Here is a 21157-nt window from a genome sequence, read left to right on the forward strand (position 1 = left end):
GAATGCTGATAGCTGGTGTCGATGAAGTAGGCCGAGGACCCTTGATTGGTGATGTGGTAACCGCGGCAGTGATCCTCGATCCGCAGCAGCCTATTGCAGGGCTTAATGATTCAAAGAAGTTGTCGGAAAAAAAGCGCGAGCTATTGTTTGACGAGATCATCAATAAAGCCATTTGCTATGCCGTTGGCAGAGCGTCAGTGGCTGAGATTGACGAGCTCAACATTTTGCACGCCACCATGCTTGCCATGCAACGAGCTGTTTCAGGGTTAGCTATTCAGCCTGAGATGGCGTTAATTGACGGGAACCGTTGCCCTGAGTTAAGCGTTCCTGCTCGCGCTGTGGTCGGTGGCGATGGCTTGGAGGCTTGTATCAGCGCTGCCTCCATCGTCGCTAAGGTGACTCGGGATCGAGAGATGCTGTTGCTGGATAAAAAGTATCCTGACTATGCTATTGCCCAACATAAAGGTTACCCCACCAAACTGCACCTTGAGCGCATCGAGTTGCATGGTGTCACTCCCGAGCATCGACGTAGCTTTAAGCCTGTGAAACGCATTCTGGCGTTATCCGAATAATAGAGACGCTATATGTCTACTGATCCGAAATTTGTTCATCTTCGCGTCCACAGTGATTTCTCCATGTGTGATGGTTTGAAGAAAATTGGCCCCATTATCAGCCGAGTTAAAGAACTCGGCATGCCAGCCGTTGCGATCACAGATCAGATGAATCTCTGCGGTTTGGTGCGATTTTATGGCAACAGCCAAGGTAACGCGATTAAGCCAATTATTGGGGCCGACTTTTGGGTTCAAGTGCCGGAATTTGAGGATGAGCTTTGCCGGTTAACCGTGCTATGTGCCGATAATGACGGCTATAAAAATCTGACACTTCTGATCTCTAAGGCCTATCAGCGGGGTCATATTCAAGATCGTGCCGTGATAGATCGTGATTGGTTGGTGGAACATGCGGCAGGTTTAATCATTTTGTCGGGTGCGCGGGAAGGGGACGTAGGGAAGGCATTGCTTAAGGGCAACGAACCGCAGGCCCTAGCTTGTCTCGAGTTCTATCAAAAATATTTTCCGAATAGTTACTTCTTAGAGTTGGTGCGCTCCGGGCGTCCCCATGAAGAAAGCTATCTACATATGGCTGTGGCTTTGGCGCAACAGGCCGATGTCCCCGTCGTGGCAACGAATGATGTGGTGTTTTTAGAGCCTGAGCAATTCGAAGCGCACGAAGTGCGGGTGGCTATTTATGATGGTTTTGCCTTAGAGGACCCGCGTCGTCCAAAACGCTATAGCGAGCAGCAATACCTGCGCAGCGAAGCGGAGATGTGTGACCTGTTCAGCGATGTTCCTGAGGCGTTGACGAACAGTGTTGAGATCGCCAAGCGTTGCAATGTAACCGTCCGGTTAGGGGAATATTTTCTACCCAATTTTCCAACTGGCGATCTCACCACGGAAGATTACCTAGTCAAAGTATCGGAAGAGGGATTAGAGGAGCGCCTTGAGTTTCTTTTTCCTGATGAGAAAGAGCGTGCGGAAAAGCGTCCCGAATATGATGAACGTCTAGATATCGAGCTTGGCGTGATTAATCAGATGGGCTTTCCTGGTTACTTCCTTATCGTTGCCGAGTTTATTCAGTGGAGTAAAGACAATAATATCCCGGTAGGCCCCGGACGAGGTTCTGGTGCCGGCTCACTTGTCGCTTACGCCCTTAAAATTACCGACCTTGATCCACTAGAATTTGATCTGCTATTCGAACGCTTTCTTAACCCTGAACGGGTATCGATGCCTGACTTTGACGTCGATTTTTGTATGGATCGCCGTGATGAAGTGATCGATCACGTTGCCGAGCTGTATGGTCGCCAAGCGGTATCACAGATTATTACCTTCGGTACCATGGCTGCGAAAGCCTCTATCCGTGATGTGGGGCGGGTACTTGGGCACCCTTACGGCTTTGTTGATCGGATCTCGAAATTGGTTCCTGGTGATCCGGGGATGACCTTGGCCAAGGCATTTGAAGTTGAGCCCAAGTTACCAGAGATCTACGCCGCAGATGACGATGTTCGTGAACTGATTGATATGGCTCGGATCCTCGAAGGGGTGACGCGTAACGCTGGTAAACATGCTGGGGGCGTGGTGATCGCGCCCACCACCATTACCGACTTTTCTCCACTGTACTGTGATGATGAAGGTAAAAACCCTGTCACCCAGTTCGATAAAAATGATGTTGAAACCGCAGGCTTGGTTAAGTTCGACTTCCTGGGGTTACGGACGCTGACCATTATCCAGTGGGCACTGGATATGGTGAATGATACTCGCGCCAAGCAAGATCTGCCGCCAGTACGTATTGAATCGATCCCGTTAGATGATCCTGCCAGCTTTAAGACGCTGTTGAGGCATGAAACCACCGCGGTATTCCAGTTGGAATCCCGCGGCATGAAGGATCTCATCAAACGTCTAAAACCTGACTGTTTTGAAGATATGATCGCCTTGGTGGCATTGTTTCGACCCGGGCCATTGCAGTCAGGCATGGTAGATAACTTTATTGATCGTAAGCTGGGTAATGAGGAGTTGTCCTACCCGGATGCTAAGTACCAACACGAATCGCTGATACCGATCCTACAGCCCACATACGGCATTATTCTGTATCAGGAACAGGTGATGCAGATCGCCCAGGTGTTGGCCGGCTATAGCCTCGGTGGCGCGGATCTATTGCGCCGCGCCATGGGTAAGAAAAAGCCGGAAGAGATGGCGAAGCAGCGTTCGACCTTTGAAAGTGGCGCTGCGGACAATGGCATCGATCCTGATCTGGCGATGAAGATCTTCGATTTGGTGGAAAAGTTCGCCGGATACGGATTTAACAAATCGCACTCAGCCGCCTACGCTTTGGTGTCTTATCAAACCTTGTGGATGAAAACCCACTACCCGTCGGAGTTTATGGCCGCGGTAATGTCGGCGGATATGGATAACACCGACAAAATTGTTACCTTGGTTGATGAGGTCAGTCGCATGAAGCTGACCATGCGTCCGCCCGATGTGAATGCGGGGCAATACCGTTTTAGTGTCGATGAAGCGGGCGCTATCATCTACGGTATCGGTGCTGTGAAAGGAGTGGGTGAGGGACCGATTGAGGCGATTATTGAAGCTCGGGAAGAGGGCGGTCCATTCAAAGACCTATTCGATTTCTGTGCTCGTATTGATCTTAAGAGGATCAACCGTCGGATCCTAGAAAAGTTGATTAAATCTGGAGCGATGGACAATCTCGGACCGCACCGGGCGGCATTGATGGCTACTTTACCTGATGCCATGAAAGCTGCGGATCAGCATCATAAGGCTCAATCTCAAGGGCAAGACGACTTGTTCGGGTTATTGGCCAGTGCCGATGAACATGTGACTCAACATTTTGTTAGTTCACCGAAATGGCCAGAAGAAGTATGGCTTGAAGGTGAGCGCGAGACTCTGGGACTGTACCTTACTGGTCACCCGATCAACCGTTACTTGAAAGAGCTTAAAAGGTTCACTTCTGGCCGCTTGGCCGACTTGCGCCCTACTGGGCGCGGTAAAACGGTAACGACTGCCGGTTTGGTGCTTGGCGTACGGGTGATGATGACTAAAAAAGGCACTCGTATGGGGTTACTCACCTTAGACGATCGCAGTGCCAGACTGGAAGTTATGCTGTTTTCTGAAGCCTTCGAACGCTATCAGGAGCAATTGGAAAAAGACCGGATCCTAGTCGTCGAGGGAGAGGTCAGCTTTGATGACTTCTCCGGCGGCCTTAGAATGACCGTCCGCGATTTGATGGATATCTCTGAAGCCAGAGAAAAATACGCCAAAAACTTGTTATTAAAAGTGAAACAAGCACAATTGGAAGGATCCGGAAAAAATCGTTTGCAGCAGATTTTACAACAACATTGGCAAGGTGTTTGTCCTGTCAGTGTTCAATATGTCCGTGATGAAGCTGAGGCTACACTCACATTGGGCACGCAATGGCGGGTTACCCCCTGCGATAAATTGCTATATGAATTAAGAGAAATGCTCGGCGAAGAACAGGTTGAGCTGGAATTTTAATCGTCGCATCCTATATTTCGAGGGTGTGGCCGACTTGCGGTAGCGAATGCAATGAGCTTGAATTTTTTAGATTTTGAACAGCCGATCGTTGAACTTGAAGCGCAGATTGATGAATTACAACTTGTGGCTAAAGGCACCGAGGTTGATATCAGTCTCGAGGAAGAGATCAATCGCCTGCGCCAAAAACGCGATGATTTGACGAAAAAGATCTTTTCTGGCTTAGGCCCATGGCAGGTTTCACAATTAGCCCGTCATCCTATGCGCCCTTACACTTTGGATTATATTCCACTGTTATTTACTGAGTTCGACGAGCAGGCTGGGGATCGTGCATTTGCTGATGATCCGGCTATTGTTTGTGGCACAGCACGCCTCGATGGCCAACCCGTGGTAGTGATTGGTCATCAGAAAGGGCGTGAGACCAAAGAGAAAGTGCGCCGCAACTTTGGTATGCCTAAGCCTGAGGGCTATCGTAAGGCGCTGCGCCTGATGGAGCAGGCTGAGCGTTTCAATATGCCGATTATTACCTTTATCGACACCCCAGGGGCATACCCCGGTGTCGGCGCAGAGGAGCGTGGTCAAAGTGAAGCGATCGCCCGCAATCTGAAGGTGATGGCAGGACTTAAGGTGCCGATTATCTGTACCGTGATAGGTGAAGGTGGCTCAGGTGGCGCGCTGGCTATTGGTGTGGGCGACCGGGTTAATATGTTGCAAAACAGTACTTACTCAGTGATTTCGCCAGAAGGTTGTGCTTCGATTCTGTGGAAGAGTGCAGATAAGGCACCTAATGCCGCTGAAGCCATGGGGATCACAGCTTCCCGTCTGCATGAGTTGAAACTTGTAGACGCGGTGCTAGAAGAGCCGATGGGCGGCGCTCATCGCCATACGGATAAGATGGCCGAAACGATGAAAGCCAAATTACTTTCTGATCTGGCAGCGCTCAAGGGGCTAACGACAGAGCAACTGCTTGAGCAGCGTTATCAGCGTTTGATGGGCTACGGTTACTGTTAACCCCACGAAATTGATGAGCAATGGGCGCATAGGCGCCCATTTTTGATCCCAATGGTTTATACCGTGATTTCAAATATCGATAATTTATGGCTAGTGCACTGAAATCGATTTTCAAGCAGCAAGTTGAGGCGCTCATTACTCAGGTCGAGGCGACGTCTGTTTGGGTATCGCTTAGTGGTGGCTTGGACTCGGTGGTCTTAATGCACCTGCTGGCCAACTGGCACGCCGACAACGCTTGTTCACTGCCGATGTCTGCTATTCACGTAGATCACGGACTCAGTAAAAATGCTCAGGCTTGGGCGCAGTTTTGTGAAGCACAGTGCCAGCAATTGTCGCTGCCAGTAAAGATTTGTCAGGTTAGACCGAAGCAAGGCCCGAGGCTAAGTTTGGAAGCTGAGGCGCGCGAGGCACGTTATAACGCCATTCAACAACAGTTGCCCAAGCGCGCTTTGTTGTTGACTGCCCATCACCTCAATGATCAAAGCGAAACCTTTCTGCAGCGATTGCAACGTGGCTCAGGGCCATCTGGGCTGTCCGCTATGGCTACTGTGAGCGAACTTAAACCAGGGTTAATGGTAGGGCGGCCCTTACTCTCAGTCTCCCGCGACGAGCTTGCTGAATATGCTGAGCAGCAAGGATTACACTGGGTTGAGGATGAAAGTAATCAAGATCTGCTGTTTGACCGCAATTTTTTACGTCATCAGGTGCTTCCCTTGCTACGTCAACGTTGGCCGAGTATCGAGCGAACCATGGCACGTAGCGCTCGCCTCTGTGCCGAGCAAGAACTACTTCTGCAGGAGTTTGTTGCTGCTGATCTCGCGGCTGCTGTTTCCTGCGAAAATGCTCTGAATATTACCTATCTGAGGGAGCTGACGCCGCTACGTCAAGCGTATCTGTTACGCAGTTGGCTTAAACAGCAGGGCGCCCAGATGCCCAGCGAAGCACAGTTAAGTAATATGCTAAGCAGCTTATTGGTTGAACGGCAAGACGCGTCACCGGAGGTGTGTTGGTCAGGGAGCTGTGTTCGTCGTTATCGCCATCAGCTGTATTTGGTTGAACAGCAATCAGCTAGGGATTTAACGTCGCTGATATTGCCATGGGATTGTCGCTCATCGCTGGTTTTACCCTATGGCTTAGGAACGCTCGAAGTGACTCGTCAAGTGCAGGGTACAGCTGACATGCCAGTGCTTAAGCTGCCACAAAATGAATGTGTAAGCGTCAGGTTTCGTTCAGGAAACCCGACTTGCCGCCCCTACGGTCGAAAGGGGAGTCGCCCTTTGAAAAAGCTATTTCATGAGTATCTTGTGCCGCCCTGGCAACGAGAATCCGTGCCATTGATTTACTATGATGATGAGCTGGTGGCGGCGGTCGGACTCTGGATCTGTGAAGAGTTTGCGCAGATTGAAGGCGAAGGGGGCACGTTCAGATTATCTCGCCCTTAGTGCAGGCGAGCGAAGTTAGCAGTGTAAGCTAAGGGAGCTGACGCTCCCCTATTTTTCTTCGATTAGGCCTGTTTTAAGCAGTTACGTCCATTGGCTTTTGCCTGGTAAAGCGCTCGGTCAGCTCTTTCAAAGAGCGTTCTGACGCTGTCAGCGGGGCGAAAGCGGGCGCAACCGATACTGGTTGAGACCTTTAGGCGGCGCAGGGTTTTTTCACTGAGCAGGCCATCCTGAATGCGCCTGCTGATGGTTTGCGGCACCTCATTATCACCGTCGAACAATAAAACAACAAACTCATCACCGCCCAATCTAAATGCACTGTCTGCTTCACGAACCGAGCGCTTAATGATCTTGGCAAAGCTAGCGAGTACCTCATCACCCACTAGATGGCCCTCTTGGTCATTGATCAGCTTAAACCGGTCGAGATCCAACACCATCAGGTGCAATGCAATACCGCTACGTTGCGCTTGTGCTAGCAGGCGTGGAAGGTTGTCCTCAAATTCACTGCGATTGCCTAAGCCCGTAAGGCTGTCTTTTAGTGCCGATTGCTTCAATTCGAGGAAGGTGATGCTGTTTTTCAGAGGAAATATCAGCTGCCGATGAAGACGAGCTAACTGTTCCAGTTGCAGTGGCGATAGTGGCGACAGGCTGTTGTAACAAATATGCCCAAGCTGACGTCCAGCGATCGCTAAAGCAAAATGATGAGCAAATTTTGAGTGTTCGGAATAGGCAACCACATGCTTAAAATCAGTACGATGAAAAGTCATACTGGCGAAATTGACTTGGGTGGCCGCATATTCGGCGAAGATCTCTAATAGTTCTTCTATCTCTAGCGTTGTTTGCAGTCGATCAGAGAGATTCTGGCTATCCAACAGCTCTTCGGCGGCGAAAGGCGGAATATAGGCCGCGCGACGAAAATCAGCTTCGCTGACACTATGACTTTCGATTAGATATAGATTTTCCACAACACACTCCTACTTCATTCGCTAAAACTAAAGCAAGAAAAGTGCCGAATATACTTTTTTCAATTAAAACAGCTTTGTATGGAAATTATTTGGTGGATTTCATCTCGAGTGTCGAACCGTTGACGTTTGACTTGCCGCTGAACTAAATCACGTTGGCAAAGATTTGCCGCCTAATTATTGACCTAAGAAGTCACGGATATTTTTTCGCTGGGCAATGCCGTCTTGATAGCCAATTTCTATCAGTTGTTGGCAATAGCTTTGTTCGAACATGAGGTAACTGACCAGACTCGATTCGGAATGGCGGTTAACGCCGATCAGTTTGAGCATACTGCGGATGGTGAGGGGCAACTGTGAGTAGCATTCGGCAGCGACCTGGCGAAAATCATGGGTAGGGTTGATCACTAAGGTCTCAATCTCTCTTAGCTGCAAATCGTCACGTTGCTCTGGGCTGATCTTACTCAAGGTGTTATTGATCCTGTGCAAGCGCTCTAAATCGGAGTTCAGTGTGTCAGCGAAGACGGTATCCAGAAGGTGACCGGCGACAGTGGCGATGCTGGGATGATGGGCTGGTTTTGGCCGGTACTGCGTGGCCATTGGTTTCTCAACGCCGATCACAAATAGTTTATCTGCACCTAAATGCACGGCGGGGCTGAGGGGGGCTAACTGATGGACTGAGCCGTCACCAAAATAGGCTTGATTGATCCTAACCGACGGAAAAATGCCTGGAATAGCCGAGGAGGCCATTAAGTGTTGCGGGTTAATGATGGTCGGCACGCCGGATCGTCGGGCACGTTGCCAGCCGGCGCGATTTTGCCCCTCTTGAAAGAAGCAGATTGAGTCGCCACTGGTGTAGCAAGATGCCGTCACCGTCAGCGCTTTTAGCGCGCCGTTGATTATATTGCGATCGATGCGTTTGAAGTCGAGAACGAACTCAAGTAGCTCTCTTAACGGTGCATTGTCTAATAATGATACGGGGCGTTTGTATGCATAATCGGCCTGGAAATTGGACATGATGTTCTGTAACAGGTGACCAAATACCCCCCACAAGTCGGTGCGATAGACCTGATTAATGCGAAAGTTTTTCCATACCCACTCTAGTTTGCGGATCCCTAAATGAAAACAGGAGGCATAACAGGCCAACGCCGTACCGTTAATCGCACCGGCAGAGGTGCCACATATGATAGGAAAGGGGATGGCATGATTTCTTGGGTACAGAGAAGCGATAGCCTTCAGAACGCCAACTTGATACGCGGCGCGGGCGCCGCCACCAGTTAGCAGTAGGGCACAGGTGGGGGACTGTGAGCTCGTTGCAACCAAACAGTTTGTCCTCTAGTGATTGTTTATCCGAGTATAGTCTGCGTCTGTCGTCAGGTTGTGAGCTAGCTTTTAGGCTTAACAATTAAGCCTTAGTTATTGAACTAAAAATGCTGTCTGAGGCAAAAAAATGGCGACCGAAAGGCCGCCATTGATGGGAGGTAGAGGTGAAAGTTTATGCTTGCTGAGTGATGAAGTTCACCACCTCATCAATCGCAATTTTCTGTTTTTCACCGCTGTGACGATTCTTGTACTCCACTACACCTTCATCAAGGTTGCGTTCACCGATCACTAAGCAATGAGGAATGCCAATCAGTTCCATATCTGCGAACATGACACCTGGGCGCTCTTTACGATCATCAAATAGCGTGTCGATGCCAGCGTCTTTAAGATCCGCATACAGTTTGTCTGCAACCTCTTTTACCCGTGCAGATTTATGCATATTCATCGGCAGTACAACGACGTTGAATGGTGCAAGACCATCAGACCAGATAATGCCATTGTCATCATGATTCTGCTCGATTGCGGCGGCGACAATGCGCGATACGCCGACGCCATAACAGCCCATGGTCATTACCTGATGTGAGCCTTGTTCATTGAGTACACCCGCTTTCATTGCTTCGCTGTACTTGCTGCCCAGTTGGAATATGTGGCCGACTTCGACACCGCGCTTGATCGATAGGGTGCCATGGCCATCAGGGCTGATATCGCCTTCTACCACGTTCCGCAGATCGGCGATTTCAGGCAGAGCGAGATCACGTTCCCAGTTGATGCCAAAGTAGTGTTTATCATCAATATTGGCGCCAGCGCTAAAATCTGACATCTGGGCGACAGAGCGGTCAATCACACAAGGTACCTTGAGGTTAACTGGGCCTAATGATCCTGGACCGGCGCCGATAAGCTTACGGATCTCATCTTCAGTGGCAAACTCTAGCGGGCTAGCAATTTGTGCTAGTTTCTCAGCTTTAAGTTCATTTAGATCGTGATCACCGCGAACGATCAGTGCGATCAATTCTGCCTCAGCTTCTTCTGCGGCTTTTACCAACAGTGTTTTAACCGTTTTCTCGATCGGCAGATCGAACTGTGTCACTAGCTCGTCAATGGTTTTCGCTTTCGGCGTATCCACCAGAGTCATTTCTTGGCTTGGCGCAGCACGTTCGCCGGCAGGGGCTACAGCTTCTGCCATCTCGATATTCGCGGCGTAATCACTGTCACTGGCAAAAGCGATCGCATCTTCGCCAGATTCAGCCAGGACGTGGAATTCGTGGGACACGCTACCACCGATTGAGCCTGTATCGGCTAGTACGGGGCGGAATTCCAACCCTAACCGTTTAAAGATATTGCAGTACGCCTGGAACATCACATCATAGGTTTGCTGCAGTGACTCTTCGCTTAGATGGAAAGAGTATGCATCTTTCATCAAGAACTCTCGGGCGCGCATCACACCAAAACGGGGGCGAACCTCATCGCGGAACTTGGTTTGGATCTGAAACAGGTTTAGCGGCAGTTGCTTGTAGCTGCTAACCTCTTTCCGCACTAACTCGGTGATCACCTCTTCGTGGGTAGGCCCCAGGGCAAATGGGCGGTTATGGCGGTCTGTAATACGCAATAGTTCTGGGCCAAACTGTTCCCAGCGGCCAGACTCTTCCCATAAATCGGCAGGTTGAACGACGGGCATGGAAACTTCGATAGCGCCAGCACGCTCCATCTCTTCACGAACCACCTTTTCGACTTTACGCAATACGCGTAATCCGGTTGGTAGCCAGGTGTAGAGGCCTGAGGCCAATTTACGGATCATTCCTGCGCGAAGCATCAATTGATGACTGGTGATTTCGGCGTCAGATGGTGTTTCTTTCAGAGTTGACAGCAAGTACTGAGTCGTACGCATGGGTTTTCCGGATCAGGATTAAAAAATTGGCGATAGTGTAACAACGCTGGCGCTTGCAAAAAAGGTTAGTTAGCGACTTCATAACGAATGATTTTGTCGATCACCTGTTGCTTGTCGTTCATCCCGCCAATTGTCAGTAGCTGCCCCTGCCATTCAAGCAATCCTCTATGATCCATGGTGGCGACACTGCGCGCTGGCAGTTGTTGCCAGTCGCTGCTAGCTAAGTCAAAGAAATCGACCCGGGATGACGCTGGCGCTGCTACACCATCGTAGCCGGTGCCGTTATAGTTATATGGGTTTTCGGAGCCAGCGACAAAGTAAAAGCCAGTTTTACCCTGTGGTTGTTGGCTGCCTATCGCGGCCATGCGATAGCGCGCTTTGCCAGCGAAATGTGGCGCAGTTTGCCAGCTGATTTTTGCTGGATCTTCGTTATCAATCTGGCCAAGGTAACAGGCGCGTTCGGCCTCATATTGACGTCGCCCATCAACAATGGCAGCGACCTTGACGCCATCGCAGATCAGCAGTTGGTTGTTCACAATGGCGCCGGCGTGGCCAAATACCGGTTCGCCCGGAAAGGGAGTGGCGTTAAACCAGCGATTATTCAAACGATCATAGACCTGAACCAGATCGACATTGCCATGGTTATGCCAGCCGCTAATCAGGTAGATATAGCGCTGCTGATAACTCAGGGCCACGCTGTCATCCACCGGTACCGGCATATCGGCGAGTTGTTCAAACTGCTTAATGTCCGGACGGTAGCTGTATACATCCGGGGTTGATATTTCGCTGTGATCTGCGGCGACAGTATATCCACCAAATAGGAGCAGTTCGCCTGGTAGCGTTGCTGCAACTGACGCTAGGCGGCCTTTCAAACTTAATGAACTGGGAACATCGGGAGTTCGCTGCCAACCATCCGGCTTTTGTGACAACGTCAATTGCCAGCCTCTATTGTGCACATCTGTATGGTTTTTTGCCGCCCCTAGTCCCATCATGCTGACCAGATAGTCCCCTTGCTTGGTGCTGACCAATGCCACGGCGTTATTGGCGACTGGCTCAGGTAATGGTGGCAAAGGCACTATTTGCGACGCGATGGCTGTCGCTGAAAAAGCGATCGTGCATAGGGTGGTCAAATATGTGGAGCAGCAGGTGCTGAATAGACGTCTGGATTTAGTCATTTTACGGTCTCAGTATATGGCAAAGGCTAGCCGACAGAACGGCTGTTGGACTATTGCTAATATGGTGAAAGATGGTTCGGGTTAAGTGCATTTTCTAATTTGCTGCTAGATAGTCTGGGTGCGCATCGGGTTTGTCGCGTCGGTCACCAATGATCCGTGCTGGGTTGCCAGCGACAATCGCATAGGCGGGAACGTCTTTGGTGACCACTGCGCCCATGCCGACGACTGCATGATCTGCAATCTCAACACCATCTCTAATGCATGCTCGGCTACCAACCCAAACATCTTTGCCTAGTACGACCCCTTGCGAGTGAACCGGTTGTTGATCTATTAGCGCGTTTGCGGCTAAGCCGTGATTAAAGGCGTAGATCGCGACGCCACTGGCAATTCGGCTGTTATCACCAATGGTGATACCATGTCGGCCACCATCAAAAGAACAGCCGTGGTTGATACCTACGTTGCGCCCCAGGGTCAGAGGGCCGTGGATAAACGTATCTGCGGCAATCGCGGTGCGATCCCCTATGGTTATTTGGCGACCTGGCTCTGCAAATAGGTTCGCTTCCGGAGCAACAAAGCAATCTTCACCAAACTGGATGGTCTCCAAAGCCATGAGTTCAGCCTGTTGCTGTTGCTGCCACGCTAGCGCCCACAGTTTATGTTTTGGTTTTAAACGATAGTAAAGCCATGGCATGTAAGAGAGCCGCTTTTTATGCTGGGACTGGTAGTCTGGAGGTGCGTTTTCAGTCACTGTTGATCTCCAGTACTTCCGTTATTTTGGCTTCAACTCGGTATTTTATATTGAGGTCGTAAAGTGCCATACCGTAATTCTGGCTAGCGACCACTCTTTGTTTATAGGCTGGTCGTGGATCTTGTTGTAACACTTGTTCGATAAGTAATTGCAGGTTGGCATACCGTTGTTGGTGATGGGCTAACTGCTGCGCCGCTTCAGGCGTAAATAACACCGTCATTTCACTGTCTGGACGGCTGTCAGCGAAGCCGCCGGCGGCCTCGTTGATCGCATCCGAGTAGGGCAGGTAAGGCTTAATGTCATAAATTGGTGTGCCGTTAACCAGATCAACCCCTTGCAAGCGCAAGCTAGCGCGGCCATGAGTAATATCCACAGCCAGCAGCTTTACCACTGAGAGCCCCATGGCATTCGGACGAAAGGTTGAACGTGATGCAAATACCCCGACTTTAGTATTGCCGCCTAGGCGCGGTGGCCTGACTAAGGGCTTCCATCCCTGTTCTGCCGTTTGATGAAACTTGAACAGTAGCCAGAGGTGGCTAAATGCTTCGATACCACGAACACATTCCGGGTTGTCATAGGGGGGGAGTAATTCCAATGTTGCTTCTGCGGCACTGACTAAGCCGGGTTGCCGAGGAATGGCAAACTTCTGTTGGTAGGGGGTATGGATCAAAGCAACCGGTGATATCAGGTGCTCACTCATGGTTACGGAGCCTCAACGGCTAAGGCGGTGCCGATGCATATGATGCTATCGATGCAGCCAGGCAAGGAATCATCGCCAGTTAAGGTTAAACACTGGCTAAACGTGACGCCATTGCCGCCCATTTCCGCTACGCTGGTTCTAGCTTGCGTTCTCGCGTCGCTGACCTGTGCTGGTGGGAGATCGCTTCTGTTGCGACAGCTTTCGCCCTGTACCGGCCCCAACTCTTTATAGTTTAAGTCAGTTAACTGTTCGGCAGTGTAGACGGTGACAGAGGAGGGGCGGTAATAATCGTCAAAGTTTTGTTTATCCAAATTAGTATGCAGGGAATAGCCGGAACAACCTGATAGTGTCAGGAGTAGAGCCGGAAGCAGCAATCGGCGCATTTGAGCCTCAACAGAGAATTAACCAATGCACTATTTTGCTTGCCATCGAGATTGGCTGCAACAAACATTCATTAGCGCGTATACTTGCGGCCAAAGTTTCAGTCTCAGGTTATATCTAGGAGTCGTTGGTCTATGAAGCGTATGGCATTGATGGGATGGTCATTGGGGGTAGCTTTGTTGATGGGGGCTATATTGTTGGTAATTGACAATGATGAGGTCCCAGAGAAAAAGCGTTTTTTACCCGCCTTACAATATGGCTCAGAAAAATTGGTTACCGTTGAAGTAGTGAACCCTGCCAATGATTCGGTGATTTATGCTGAGCGGGTTGAAAACGGTTGGGTAGATAAACACAGCGGCCGTACAATTGAAATTATGCCTTTGGCCAATTTAGTTCAGCAGTTGGCTCATGCCAAAGTGATTGCCGCGGAAACCAGTTTACCGCGCAACTATGAGTCATTAGATATGCTTCCACCCGGCGAAGGGAAAGGCAGTGCTTGGCGAGTTTCACTTAAGTCTGCAGGTGGTTATGAGAAAGATATATTGTTGGGCGGGCTAGATAGTCAGCGCGGAGGTCAATTTGTCAGAATGGCTGACGACGCCTCCGTCTATGTGCTTGACCGTGTCATTGGCTTACCGGAACAAGCATCTACTTGGTTAAAGTAAAGTCAGGTTGAACAAGTAAAAGATATAAAAAAACCTGCTTATTAGCAGGTTTTTTCTTTAACGGGAGGATTACTTAATTAAGAAAGTATCCAAGGCTTCGCCAGCATCGACCCGTACTTTGAATACGTTTGGCATACGGCCTTGACCTGTCCAGGTAATGCGCTCACCAGCGTCGTTCCAAATTTCATATTTAGCAGGGCGAGGCGCACGCTTTGTTTTAGCTTTTGGCGCGGCAGCAACACCGTCAGTAAGATCGTCGAGTTGAATACCATCGGCGGCAAGCATTTCACGATACTTTTCAATCTTGGCAATTTTTTCTGCGTTAACGCGCTTTTCTTCTTCTTCGGCAGCGACACGATCATCAATGATCTTCTGAAGTTTTTCCTTAACTTCCAATAGTTGTTCAACAGTAAGCTCTTCAGTTGAACTTTTAAGACGACGAGCATGGCTCAGGATTTTCAGAAAATCGCTCATGAATATTCCTTATATTAATATTATCGGTGGACTTCGAGTCTAAATATAATAATAGATATTCATTATGGTGCAAGAAATTTACTATTTAGATCACTTTTTTCACTATTAATCGGTAAATTTTGCGTATAAATCGGGTGAGATAAAAGTGGATATAAAAATAAACGAGTGGTCAGGGGTTAGCACAAAGCGTAGAAGCGGCCGTTCTACCGGCCGCCGATTCAATGAATTACTGCTCAAGCAGGCTATTACTCCAGCCTACGGCATCCATATAGAATTCTGGTAATTGTCCAGTATCTACGCCAATGGTTGAGGAGAGTGCATTGACTCCGTCCCATACGGCACGTTCATAGTCAAGAATTAGGGATAGGTAGTTAGCTAAGGGGCCTTCCCTTTTTAGTAATGCGAGTTTTATTTCGTCAGAAAGTGGTAGTTTCGACATTACCTTGTCCATGGGCTCATCGAGAATGGCACTGATAAGGGAAAAGAGACCTAGCAAGAAGGCTTTTGATGCATACTCGGGTGCTTGTTGTTGTGCAATCAATTCGCAAAAGCGGGCACGGGTAATTGATAATCGGATCAGTTCACTGGGCTTGTCCTCTGCCAAATTGGCAGCGGCTAACAGGGCAATAAACTTCCTTATCTCATTCTCCCCTAAATAAACCAATGCTTGGCGGATCGAGTTAATTTCCCGTCGACGGTTGAAAAAGGAAGAGTTAACGTAGCGGAGCAATTTATAGGTCAGCGACACATCACGTTGGATTATGGTGTCTAGTTCATTAAAGTCGCAGCTTTCTTGTCCTAATTTGGCGAGTAGTTCTACCAAGTTTATTTCATTTGGCTTCAATGCGCGTGTTTTTAACACTTCCGGTGCACTGAAGAAATAGCCCTGAAAGTAATCAAAGCCAAGCGTCATGGCGAAATTGAATTCATCATGGGTTTCTATCTTTTCGGCGAGCAGTTCTAAGTCAAAACTGGCCAGTTGATCACAGGTGCTTTGAATATCGTCGATTGAAGTGGCTCTAAAATCGATTTTGACCATGTCAACGTAGGGTAATATTGGCAACCAATGGGGTTGCATAACAAAATCATCCAGCGCGATTTTATATCCTTTCTGCTTAAGCTGTTGGCAGATCGCTTTTAATTCATGACTTGGAGCAATACTTTCCAATAGCTCGATAACGACCTGATTATTTGGCAGTAGTTCTGGTACCTTGACCAGTATCGACATCTCTGGAAAATTGATAAATGCAGGTACGGAACCTGTTAGATTGTCGATACCTAAGTGAAAATGGCTACCAGCCAGCAGTCTTGACGTTGCTTCATGGGGGTCAATTTGCGGGAATACATTTTCAATGCTGTCTCGAAATAACAGCTCGTAACCGATAAGCGATTTTTCTCGATCCAGAATAGGTTGCCGGGCAACATAAAAGAACATAGGGATACGACATCACCGTGGAAAATATGAGAATACCAATCTAAACCAACTGATGTGGTATCGCATCTATTTGAGGTTCGTTTTGTGATCGCTGAAATAAGCAAGTTATAAGGCGCGGAGATATGTCAAAAGAAGCTGTTCAAGGCTTGAAGGTCGGAGTGGCATTAGGCAGTGGCTCAGCCAGAGGCTGGGCTCACATTGGTGTACTGAAAGCGCTGGCAGAAATGGGGATCCATCCTGATGTTATCGCGGGCTGTTCGATCGGTGCTTTGGTGGGGGCTGCCTACAGTAATGATCGATTAAGCGAGTTTGAGTTATGGGTGCGAGAGTTTTCTCATTGGGGGATCGTCAGTCGTTTTGATGTTTCTCTAGCAAAAGGTGGATTACTTGCTGGCGACAAGGTGTTTAATGAGGCGGCTGAACTCATTGGTGAGACACGTTTTGAAGCGCTGCCGAAACCGTTTGCGGCAGTGGCGACCGAGTTACATAGTGGCCGCGAAGTATGGTTACAACAAGGCGATCTTATCAGCGCGGTAAAGGCCTCTTGTGCCGTGCCGGTGCTGTTTTCGCCGAAGATGTATCAAGGGCGCTGGCTTATTGATGGCGCTTTGGTTAATCCTGTGCCGGTGTCACTCTGTCGCGCAATGGGCGCAGATTTGGTGATAGCGGTGAATTTGAATGCTGATAACAACGTGCGTGCCGCGCAGCAATATCGGACTCATCGCGCCATCATTGAACCGCATATTGCGGATGATAGCGCTGAGCTTAAGCCCAATAAGGGTAACGGTCATAGTGGCTTTATGGGGCTGTTTGAGAATGGGCGTAACTATATTCAGCAGATGTTGCGGCGTTCATCGGTGGATGAAGTTCGCTCGCCCAGTTTGCTGGGGGTCTTTTCTAATTCGTTGAACATCATGCAAGACCGGGTAACAAGGGCAAGGATGGCTGGTGATCCCGCGGATGCTTTGATTGCGCCATTGATGGCTGATTACGGTGCTATGGAGTTTCACCGTGCCGATGAAGCGATTGAGGCGGGGCGTTTAGCGGTCGAGGTTGCCACGCCGGAGTTGATGAGAAATATTTTGCCACTACTTAATAAGCCTGCAGGATAGCAGGCTTATTGTGGCCACTTCGTCGAGACTTGTTGCTAAAATTGATAGTTAAGCTGTGCTGACAAGATGTGTGCGTCAGCGCTGTTTAACTGTCCCTGATAACTGCTCACCGGAATATGGATGGGAGCGCCGGTGTTTGGGTTGGTCGTTGTCAGGCCAAACTCTTCACTCACATCGACCTTTCGCCCGTAAAGATAGGCATAACCTAAGTCAAACGATACAGCCTCATCCCACTGATAGCTGGTACCTAAAGTAAACCATTGCCGATCTGTATCCGGGATGCTTAAAGTCCGATGTTTGGCGTCAACCGGGGTTTCGTCATAGGCGTAACCAGCGCGAAGGGTCCAGGCGGGCGTCGCAAGATAGGTAACGCCAGCTGCTAGACGCCAGGCATGATCCCAGTATTCATCTTTGATATGGACAGGCTCATCCAAGTTATCCAGTTTTGCTTCCAGTTTGTCGAAGCTGCCCCATTGTGTGTATACGGCGCTGGCCTGCAGTGACCATTGGCCGTTAATGGGTTGGTGAATAGCCAACTCAGTGATAGCGGGCAGATCCAGATCTAATGTTCCTTTGTCGTTTAGGGCCGCAGAAAGATCGGATTCAGCGTGACCGTCCAGCTCCAGTTCAACTTCTGAGCGATAACTAAGTGCCACACGGGTGCCTGCGGGTAACTGCCAAAGCAAGCCAATATTCCAACCGTAGGCCCAATCGTCACCACTCATCCGCAAGGTTGTGGCACTGCCGGGAACAGGCAGCAGGGTGGGTGCACCTATTTGCTCGGCGATCTGGTTATAGTCGTTTATAGGAGCCACGTAACCGTTCATATATTCCGGCGTTGTACTACCGATCTCTGCATCGGCATAAACCAGGTTTATGCCACCACCGATGCTCCACTCATCATTGATCCGATAGGCAAGATTAGGATTGATATTGATGGTAGTTACTTCTGCTTTATCGGCGAATTCGCTGGTGTTGGACTGGCTATCGTAGTCGGTACTGAGACCAAAATTGGAGAACACACCGAAGCCAAAGAACCACTGTTCATCGATTGGGCGAATATAGTATATCGCTGGTACCACGGCATCGGGGGCGATGTCCCGCTGTTTAGCATCGAATTCAGTTTGCACCATGGCAAGATCTGCGCCTGGAACTGCAGCGTTGACTCCAGCCGCCGCACCATTATAAAGCTCGCCATAATGGTTGGTCGTATGGCCAGTGATATCCACCTCAGGGTTAATATAAGTAGCGGCGACCGAGAGCTGCGCTTTGTCAAATAGCGTCATCGCCGCTGGGTTTCTTGCCAGTACCGCGGCATTTTCTGCGATAGCGCCCTCGCCGGCATAAGCGCGGCCTAGGCCGTTGGCACTGTGCTCATTGAGCTGAAAGCCGGCGGCGTAGGTTTGGCTGGAGATGACAGCCAGCAAGCTGGCAAGGGCGGTTTTTTTTAAAGATTGCATAGCGTGCTCAAGACTCGTGGGTGTCGTGCTTGGCCAACACCCTTTGTTATTAGAAAAACTGATCCGCTGACCCTGAGTCAGCGGCGCGCTACTATGCGGATGGGTAGATGGAAATGCAAGGTTCAACCTCGCATTGAGCTAATTTATTCCGTGGTTGGCTTGTCAAGGTTAGCAAACAGCCGCTCATGTCTGACGCACCGACACTTCGTGCGGTAACCGCCGACCCATTTTGGGGGCCACCTAGAATATAATCAGTGAGGTTATCGGTTGATTTGTAAGCAATAAACCCTAATCAAAGGGGGTTAACAGGCATGCGGTAAAAGTGGTCAGTGGCGGCCAATCGAGTTGCATAGCAGCGCTTTATGTCGTTATTGTGTTTTTAGTGCTAGTAACCTCAAGCGGCGGCATCCAGTACCGCACAATGTTTGGAGAGTAGAGTGCAGCCATTCAAGTGGTCCATATTGAGCTTTGAACAGCTAAGTAAAGCGCAACTGATAGCGATACTGAAGCTTCGGCAACAGGTATTTATGTTGGAACAAAACAGCCTATATCTGGATATTGATGGTGAGGATGAGCATTGCTCTCACCTGCTTGTCGAACAGGATAATGTGCTGATCGGCTATGCGCGCCTGGCACCGCCGGCAAGCTGCCATCCTAACTATCCGGTGCTGGGGCGTATTGTTCTAGCGAAACAGGGTAGAGGAGTAGGGTTAGGTGAAAAACTGATTAAAACAGGTTTGGATACCTTGGCAAAATGGTATCCCGGAGTCGCGATAAAGATTTCAGCACAGCAGGCATTAGTTCCTTACTACCAACAGTTTGGTTTTGAAGAGAAGGGTGAGCCCTACGATGATGGTGGGGTGATGCATCTGGATATGCTGTTACTGCCAACGCGTTAACTTTAGCGATAGGCATTAAGTAAAAAAAACGCGGCTTGTGGCCGCGTTTTTTTTCGCTTGCGCGATCAGTTTAAATATTCTGCCAGCGCAGTGATTTTTGTAATCGTTGTTCAACGGTCTTGATCTGCGCGTTAGGCTCAGATAGCACCACCATACTCATCCCTTGACCCTGGGAGTCGGTGAAGTGGTGGACTGAGCCAGCCATTTTGCCATCGTTGAACTGTTCATCGACCGGGCGCTTATTGTCAGGCACAAAAAACACCGTGACGCGATGGCCGCTATCGTCGTCAACAATCAAATGCAGTGAGCGAGTGCCATCAAAATCGCAGAAGTTAGCGAAATACACATGGCCAATATCCTGCTCCAGCTGACCTCCTAATTTGGCCAGTTTACTGTTCACCTGCTGAAAACGTAGCCCTTCATCAATGCCATCAAGATGATCAGCTTCGCCGTAAACATGCGCTAGTGAGTGTTGAATGACATTAAAATCATGTTGCGGTGTGCTCTTGAGCAAGCTAAAGCTAATGCCGACAGCAAAGGCGATGGATGCAGCCAAGGCTAAATGTACCCGCGAACGTTTACGTTGCTGACGGAACTGTTCCATTGACTGACTCAGGATCAAACGTTCGGCTAATCCTTCAGGTACTGGTACTTTTACCGCGCTGCTAATTTTTCCATCAAGCTGTTTTAGTTCGTCAGCAAACTGCTGATTACTCGGGGATGATGTCAGTGCGTCACTGATCTGCGGATCCTTATCATTGGGATCGGCATACAGGCGCCTTCTTAACTCCAGATCATCCATTGCTGTGACCTCGCTTTCTATCGCTTGTTTCTAATGCTTCTTTCAATTGGTTTCTTGCGCGAAACAAACGTGTCATGACTGTATTTTTGTTGAGCCCAAGTTGCTCGGCTATCTCATCGCCGCTAAAACCACCTAATACCTGCAAAATCAGTGGTTCTCTGTACTCAGGTGCCAACATTGCGATTTGACGTCGAAGTAGGTGGTTCTCGGTATCCTGCTCTGTGGAAACCGATTGCTGATCGGCGACCGGTTGGTCGTCAATATCCACCACATCGAACTGCTTGCGCTCAAAGCGCCGGGCGTTCTCGCGACGTACGATGGTAAATAGCCAACTTTTGGCTGCTTTTTCATCTTTCAACGAATCCAAAGAGCGCCATGCCCTAAGGAAAGTTTCCTGAACTAAATCTTCTGCTATGTCGGGGCTGTGACAAAGCCAATAGGCGTAGCGATAAAGATCGCCGTGCAGGGCGTTGACCAGGGCCTCATAGCGTTTCTGTTTATTTGCCATATCAACAGAGACCGGGTCTTTTGATTTTTTCTTTCGAAAAAGTGTAACTGCCATAAATTTAGGTCCAAAATAATGGAGTACGCAGCGGCTTTGGCTGGTTTGTTTCGCTGATTGGACTCT

The 21157-nt window shown here is 49.3% G+C and carries 19 protein-coding genes; 7 read left to right on the top strand and 12 right to left on the bottom strand.

The features are described 5' to 3' along the window. Window positions 1-2 precede the first annotated feature (2 nt). The 4 genes from rnhB to tilS all read left to right on the top strand — a co-directional run bounded on the left by rnhB (window position 3) and on the right by tilS (window position 6514). On the top strand, window positions 3-572 hold the full coding sequence (rnhB, locus tag DU002_RS13945) for a ribonuclease HII (protein ID WP_114339004.1): 570 nt from the start codon (window positions 3-5) through the stop codon (window positions 570-572). A 12-nt stretch (window positions 573-584) separates the two neighbouring features. Next, window positions 585-4064, top strand: a complete 3480-nt coding sequence (gene dnaE, locus DU002_RS13950; protein WP_114339005.1) for a DNA polymerase III subunit alpha — start codon at window positions 585-587, stop codon at window positions 4062-4064. Between the two features lie 51 nt (window positions 4065-4115). Continuing rightward, window positions 4116-5072, top strand: a complete 957-nt coding sequence (gene accA, locus DU002_RS13955) for an acetyl-CoA carboxylase carboxyl transferase subunit alpha (RefSeq protein ID WP_114339006.1) — start codon at window positions 4116-4118, stop codon at window positions 5070-5072. A gap of 86 nt (window positions 5073-5158) precedes the next feature. Beyond that, window positions 5159-6514 (top strand): tRNA lysidine(34) synthetase TilS, encoded by a 1356-nt coding sequence (gene tilS / locus DU002_RS13960; protein ID WP_114339007.1) that lies wholly within the window; start codon window positions 5159-5161, stop codon window positions 6512-6514. A gap of 62 nt (window positions 6515-6576) precedes the next feature. Here the strand turns inward: tilS and DU002_RS13965 are convergent, their stop codons facing one another. The 7 genes from DU002_RS13965 to rcsF form a co-directional block, all read right to left on the bottom strand. Then, the gene (locus DU002_RS13965; protein ID WP_114339008.1) at window positions 6577-7476 is read right to left on the bottom strand and encodes a GGDEF domain-containing protein; all 900 of its coding nucleotides are present in this window, start codon (window positions 7474-7476) and stop codon (window positions 6577-6579) included. A gap of 174 nt (window positions 7477-7650) precedes the next feature. Next, window positions 7651-8793 carry a patatin-like phospholipase family protein gene (locus tag DU002_RS13970; RefSeq protein WP_114339009.1) on the bottom strand — a complete coding sequence of 381 codons (1143 nt, stop codon included), beginning with the start codon at window positions 8791-8793 and terminating at the stop codon, window positions 7651-7653. Between the two features lie 172 nt (window positions 8794-8965). Further along, the gene (locus DU002_RS13975; RefSeq protein ID WP_114339010.1) at window positions 8966-10678 is read right to left on the bottom strand and encodes a proline--tRNA ligase; all 1713 of its coding nucleotides are present in this window, start codon (window positions 10676-10678) and stop codon (window positions 8966-8968) included. Window positions 10679-10743: 65 nt separating this feature from the next. Continuing rightward, window positions 10744-11853 carry a Kelch repeat-containing protein gene (locus tag DU002_RS13980; protein WP_233496504.1) on the bottom strand — a complete coding sequence of 370 codons (1110 nt, stop codon included), beginning with the start codon at window positions 11851-11853 and terminating at the stop codon, window positions 10744-10746. Window positions 11854-11947: 94 nt separating this feature from the next. Next, window positions 11948-12544, bottom strand: a complete 597-nt coding sequence (locus DU002_RS13985) for an acyltransferase (protein ID WP_114339054.1) — start codon at window positions 12542-12544, stop codon at window positions 11948-11950. Window positions 12545-12593: 49 nt separating this feature from the next. Beyond that, window positions 12594-13301, bottom strand: a complete 708-nt coding sequence (gene tsaA / locus DU002_RS13990) for a tRNA (N6-threonylcarbamoyladenosine(37)-N6)-methyltransferase TrmO (protein WP_114339011.1) — start codon at window positions 13299-13301, stop codon at window positions 12594-12596. Between the two features lie 2 nt (window positions 13302-13303). After that, window positions 13304-13684, bottom strand: a complete 381-nt coding sequence (gene rcsF / locus DU002_RS13995) for an Rcs stress response system protein RcsF (protein ID WP_114339012.1) — start codon at window positions 13682-13684, stop codon at window positions 13304-13306. Between the two features lie 132 nt (window positions 13685-13816). Between rcsF and DU002_RS14000 the strand changes: the two genes are divergently transcribed. Beyond that, window positions 13817-14347, top strand: coding sequence for a hypothetical protein (locus DU002_RS14000; protein WP_114339013.1), 531 nt, complete (start codon window positions 13817-13819; stop codon window positions 14345-14347). 69 nt (window positions 14348-14416) lie between these two features. On the opposite strand, the gene DU002_RS14005 is transcribed toward DU002_RS14000, so the two are convergent. Both DU002_RS14005 and DU002_RS14010 read right to left on the bottom strand, forming a co-directional pair. Beyond that, complete coding sequence (locus DU002_RS14005) at window positions 14417-14821, bottom strand: H-NS family histone-like protein (protein WP_114339014.1); 405 nt, start codon at window positions 14819-14821, stop codon at window positions 14417-14419. Between the two features lie 226 nt (window positions 14822-15047). Next, on the bottom strand, window positions 15048-16256 hold the full coding sequence (locus DU002_RS14010) for an EAL and HDOD domain-containing protein (protein ID WP_114339015.1): 1209 nt from the start codon (window positions 16254-16256) through the stop codon (window positions 15048-15050). Between the two features lie 122 nt (window positions 16257-16378). Here DU002_RS14010 and rssA point away from each other — a divergent pair, with 122 nt between their 5' ends. Next, window positions 16379-17368 carry a patatin-like phospholipase RssA gene (rssA, locus tag DU002_RS14015; RefSeq protein ID WP_114339016.1) on the top strand — a complete coding sequence of 330 codons (990 nt, stop codon included), beginning with the start codon at window positions 16379-16381 and terminating at the stop codon, window positions 17366-17368. Between the two features lie 35 nt (window positions 17369-17403). Here rssA and DU002_RS14020 read toward each other — a convergent pair whose 3' ends face one another. Then, entirely contained in the window at window positions 17404-18828 is a 1425-nt protein-coding gene (locus DU002_RS14020) for an OmpP1/FadL family transporter (protein WP_114339017.1), read from the bottom strand. Window positions 18829-19265: 437 nt separating this feature from the next. Between DU002_RS14020 and DU002_RS14025 the strand changes: the two genes are divergently transcribed. Further along, on the top strand, window positions 19266-19727 hold the full coding sequence (locus tag DU002_RS14025; RefSeq protein ID WP_114339018.1) for a GNAT family N-acetyltransferase: 462 nt from the start codon (window positions 19266-19268) through the stop codon (window positions 19725-19727). Window positions 19728-19797: 70 nt separating this feature from the next. Here the strand turns inward: DU002_RS14025 and DU002_RS14030 are convergent, their stop codons facing one another. After that, a complete protein-coding gene (locus DU002_RS14030; protein WP_114339019.1) occupies window positions 19798-20529 on the bottom strand; it encodes a DUF3379 family protein in 732 nt (243 codons plus the stop codon). Next, the gene (locus DU002_RS14035) at window positions 20522-21091 is read right to left on the bottom strand and encodes a sigma-70 family RNA polymerase sigma factor (RefSeq protein WP_114339020.1); all 570 of its coding nucleotides are present in this window, start codon (window positions 21089-21091) and stop codon (window positions 20522-20524) included. Before DU002_RS14035 ends, DU002_RS14030 begins: the two co-directional genes overlap by 8 nt. Between the last annotated feature and the right edge of the window lie 66 nt (window positions 21092-21157).

The organism is Corallincola holothuriorum (assembly GCF_003336225.1).
In the GTDB taxonomy this organism is placed as follows: domain Bacteria; phylum Pseudomonadota; class Gammaproteobacteria; order Enterobacterales; family Neiellaceae; genus Corallincola; species Corallincola holothuriorum.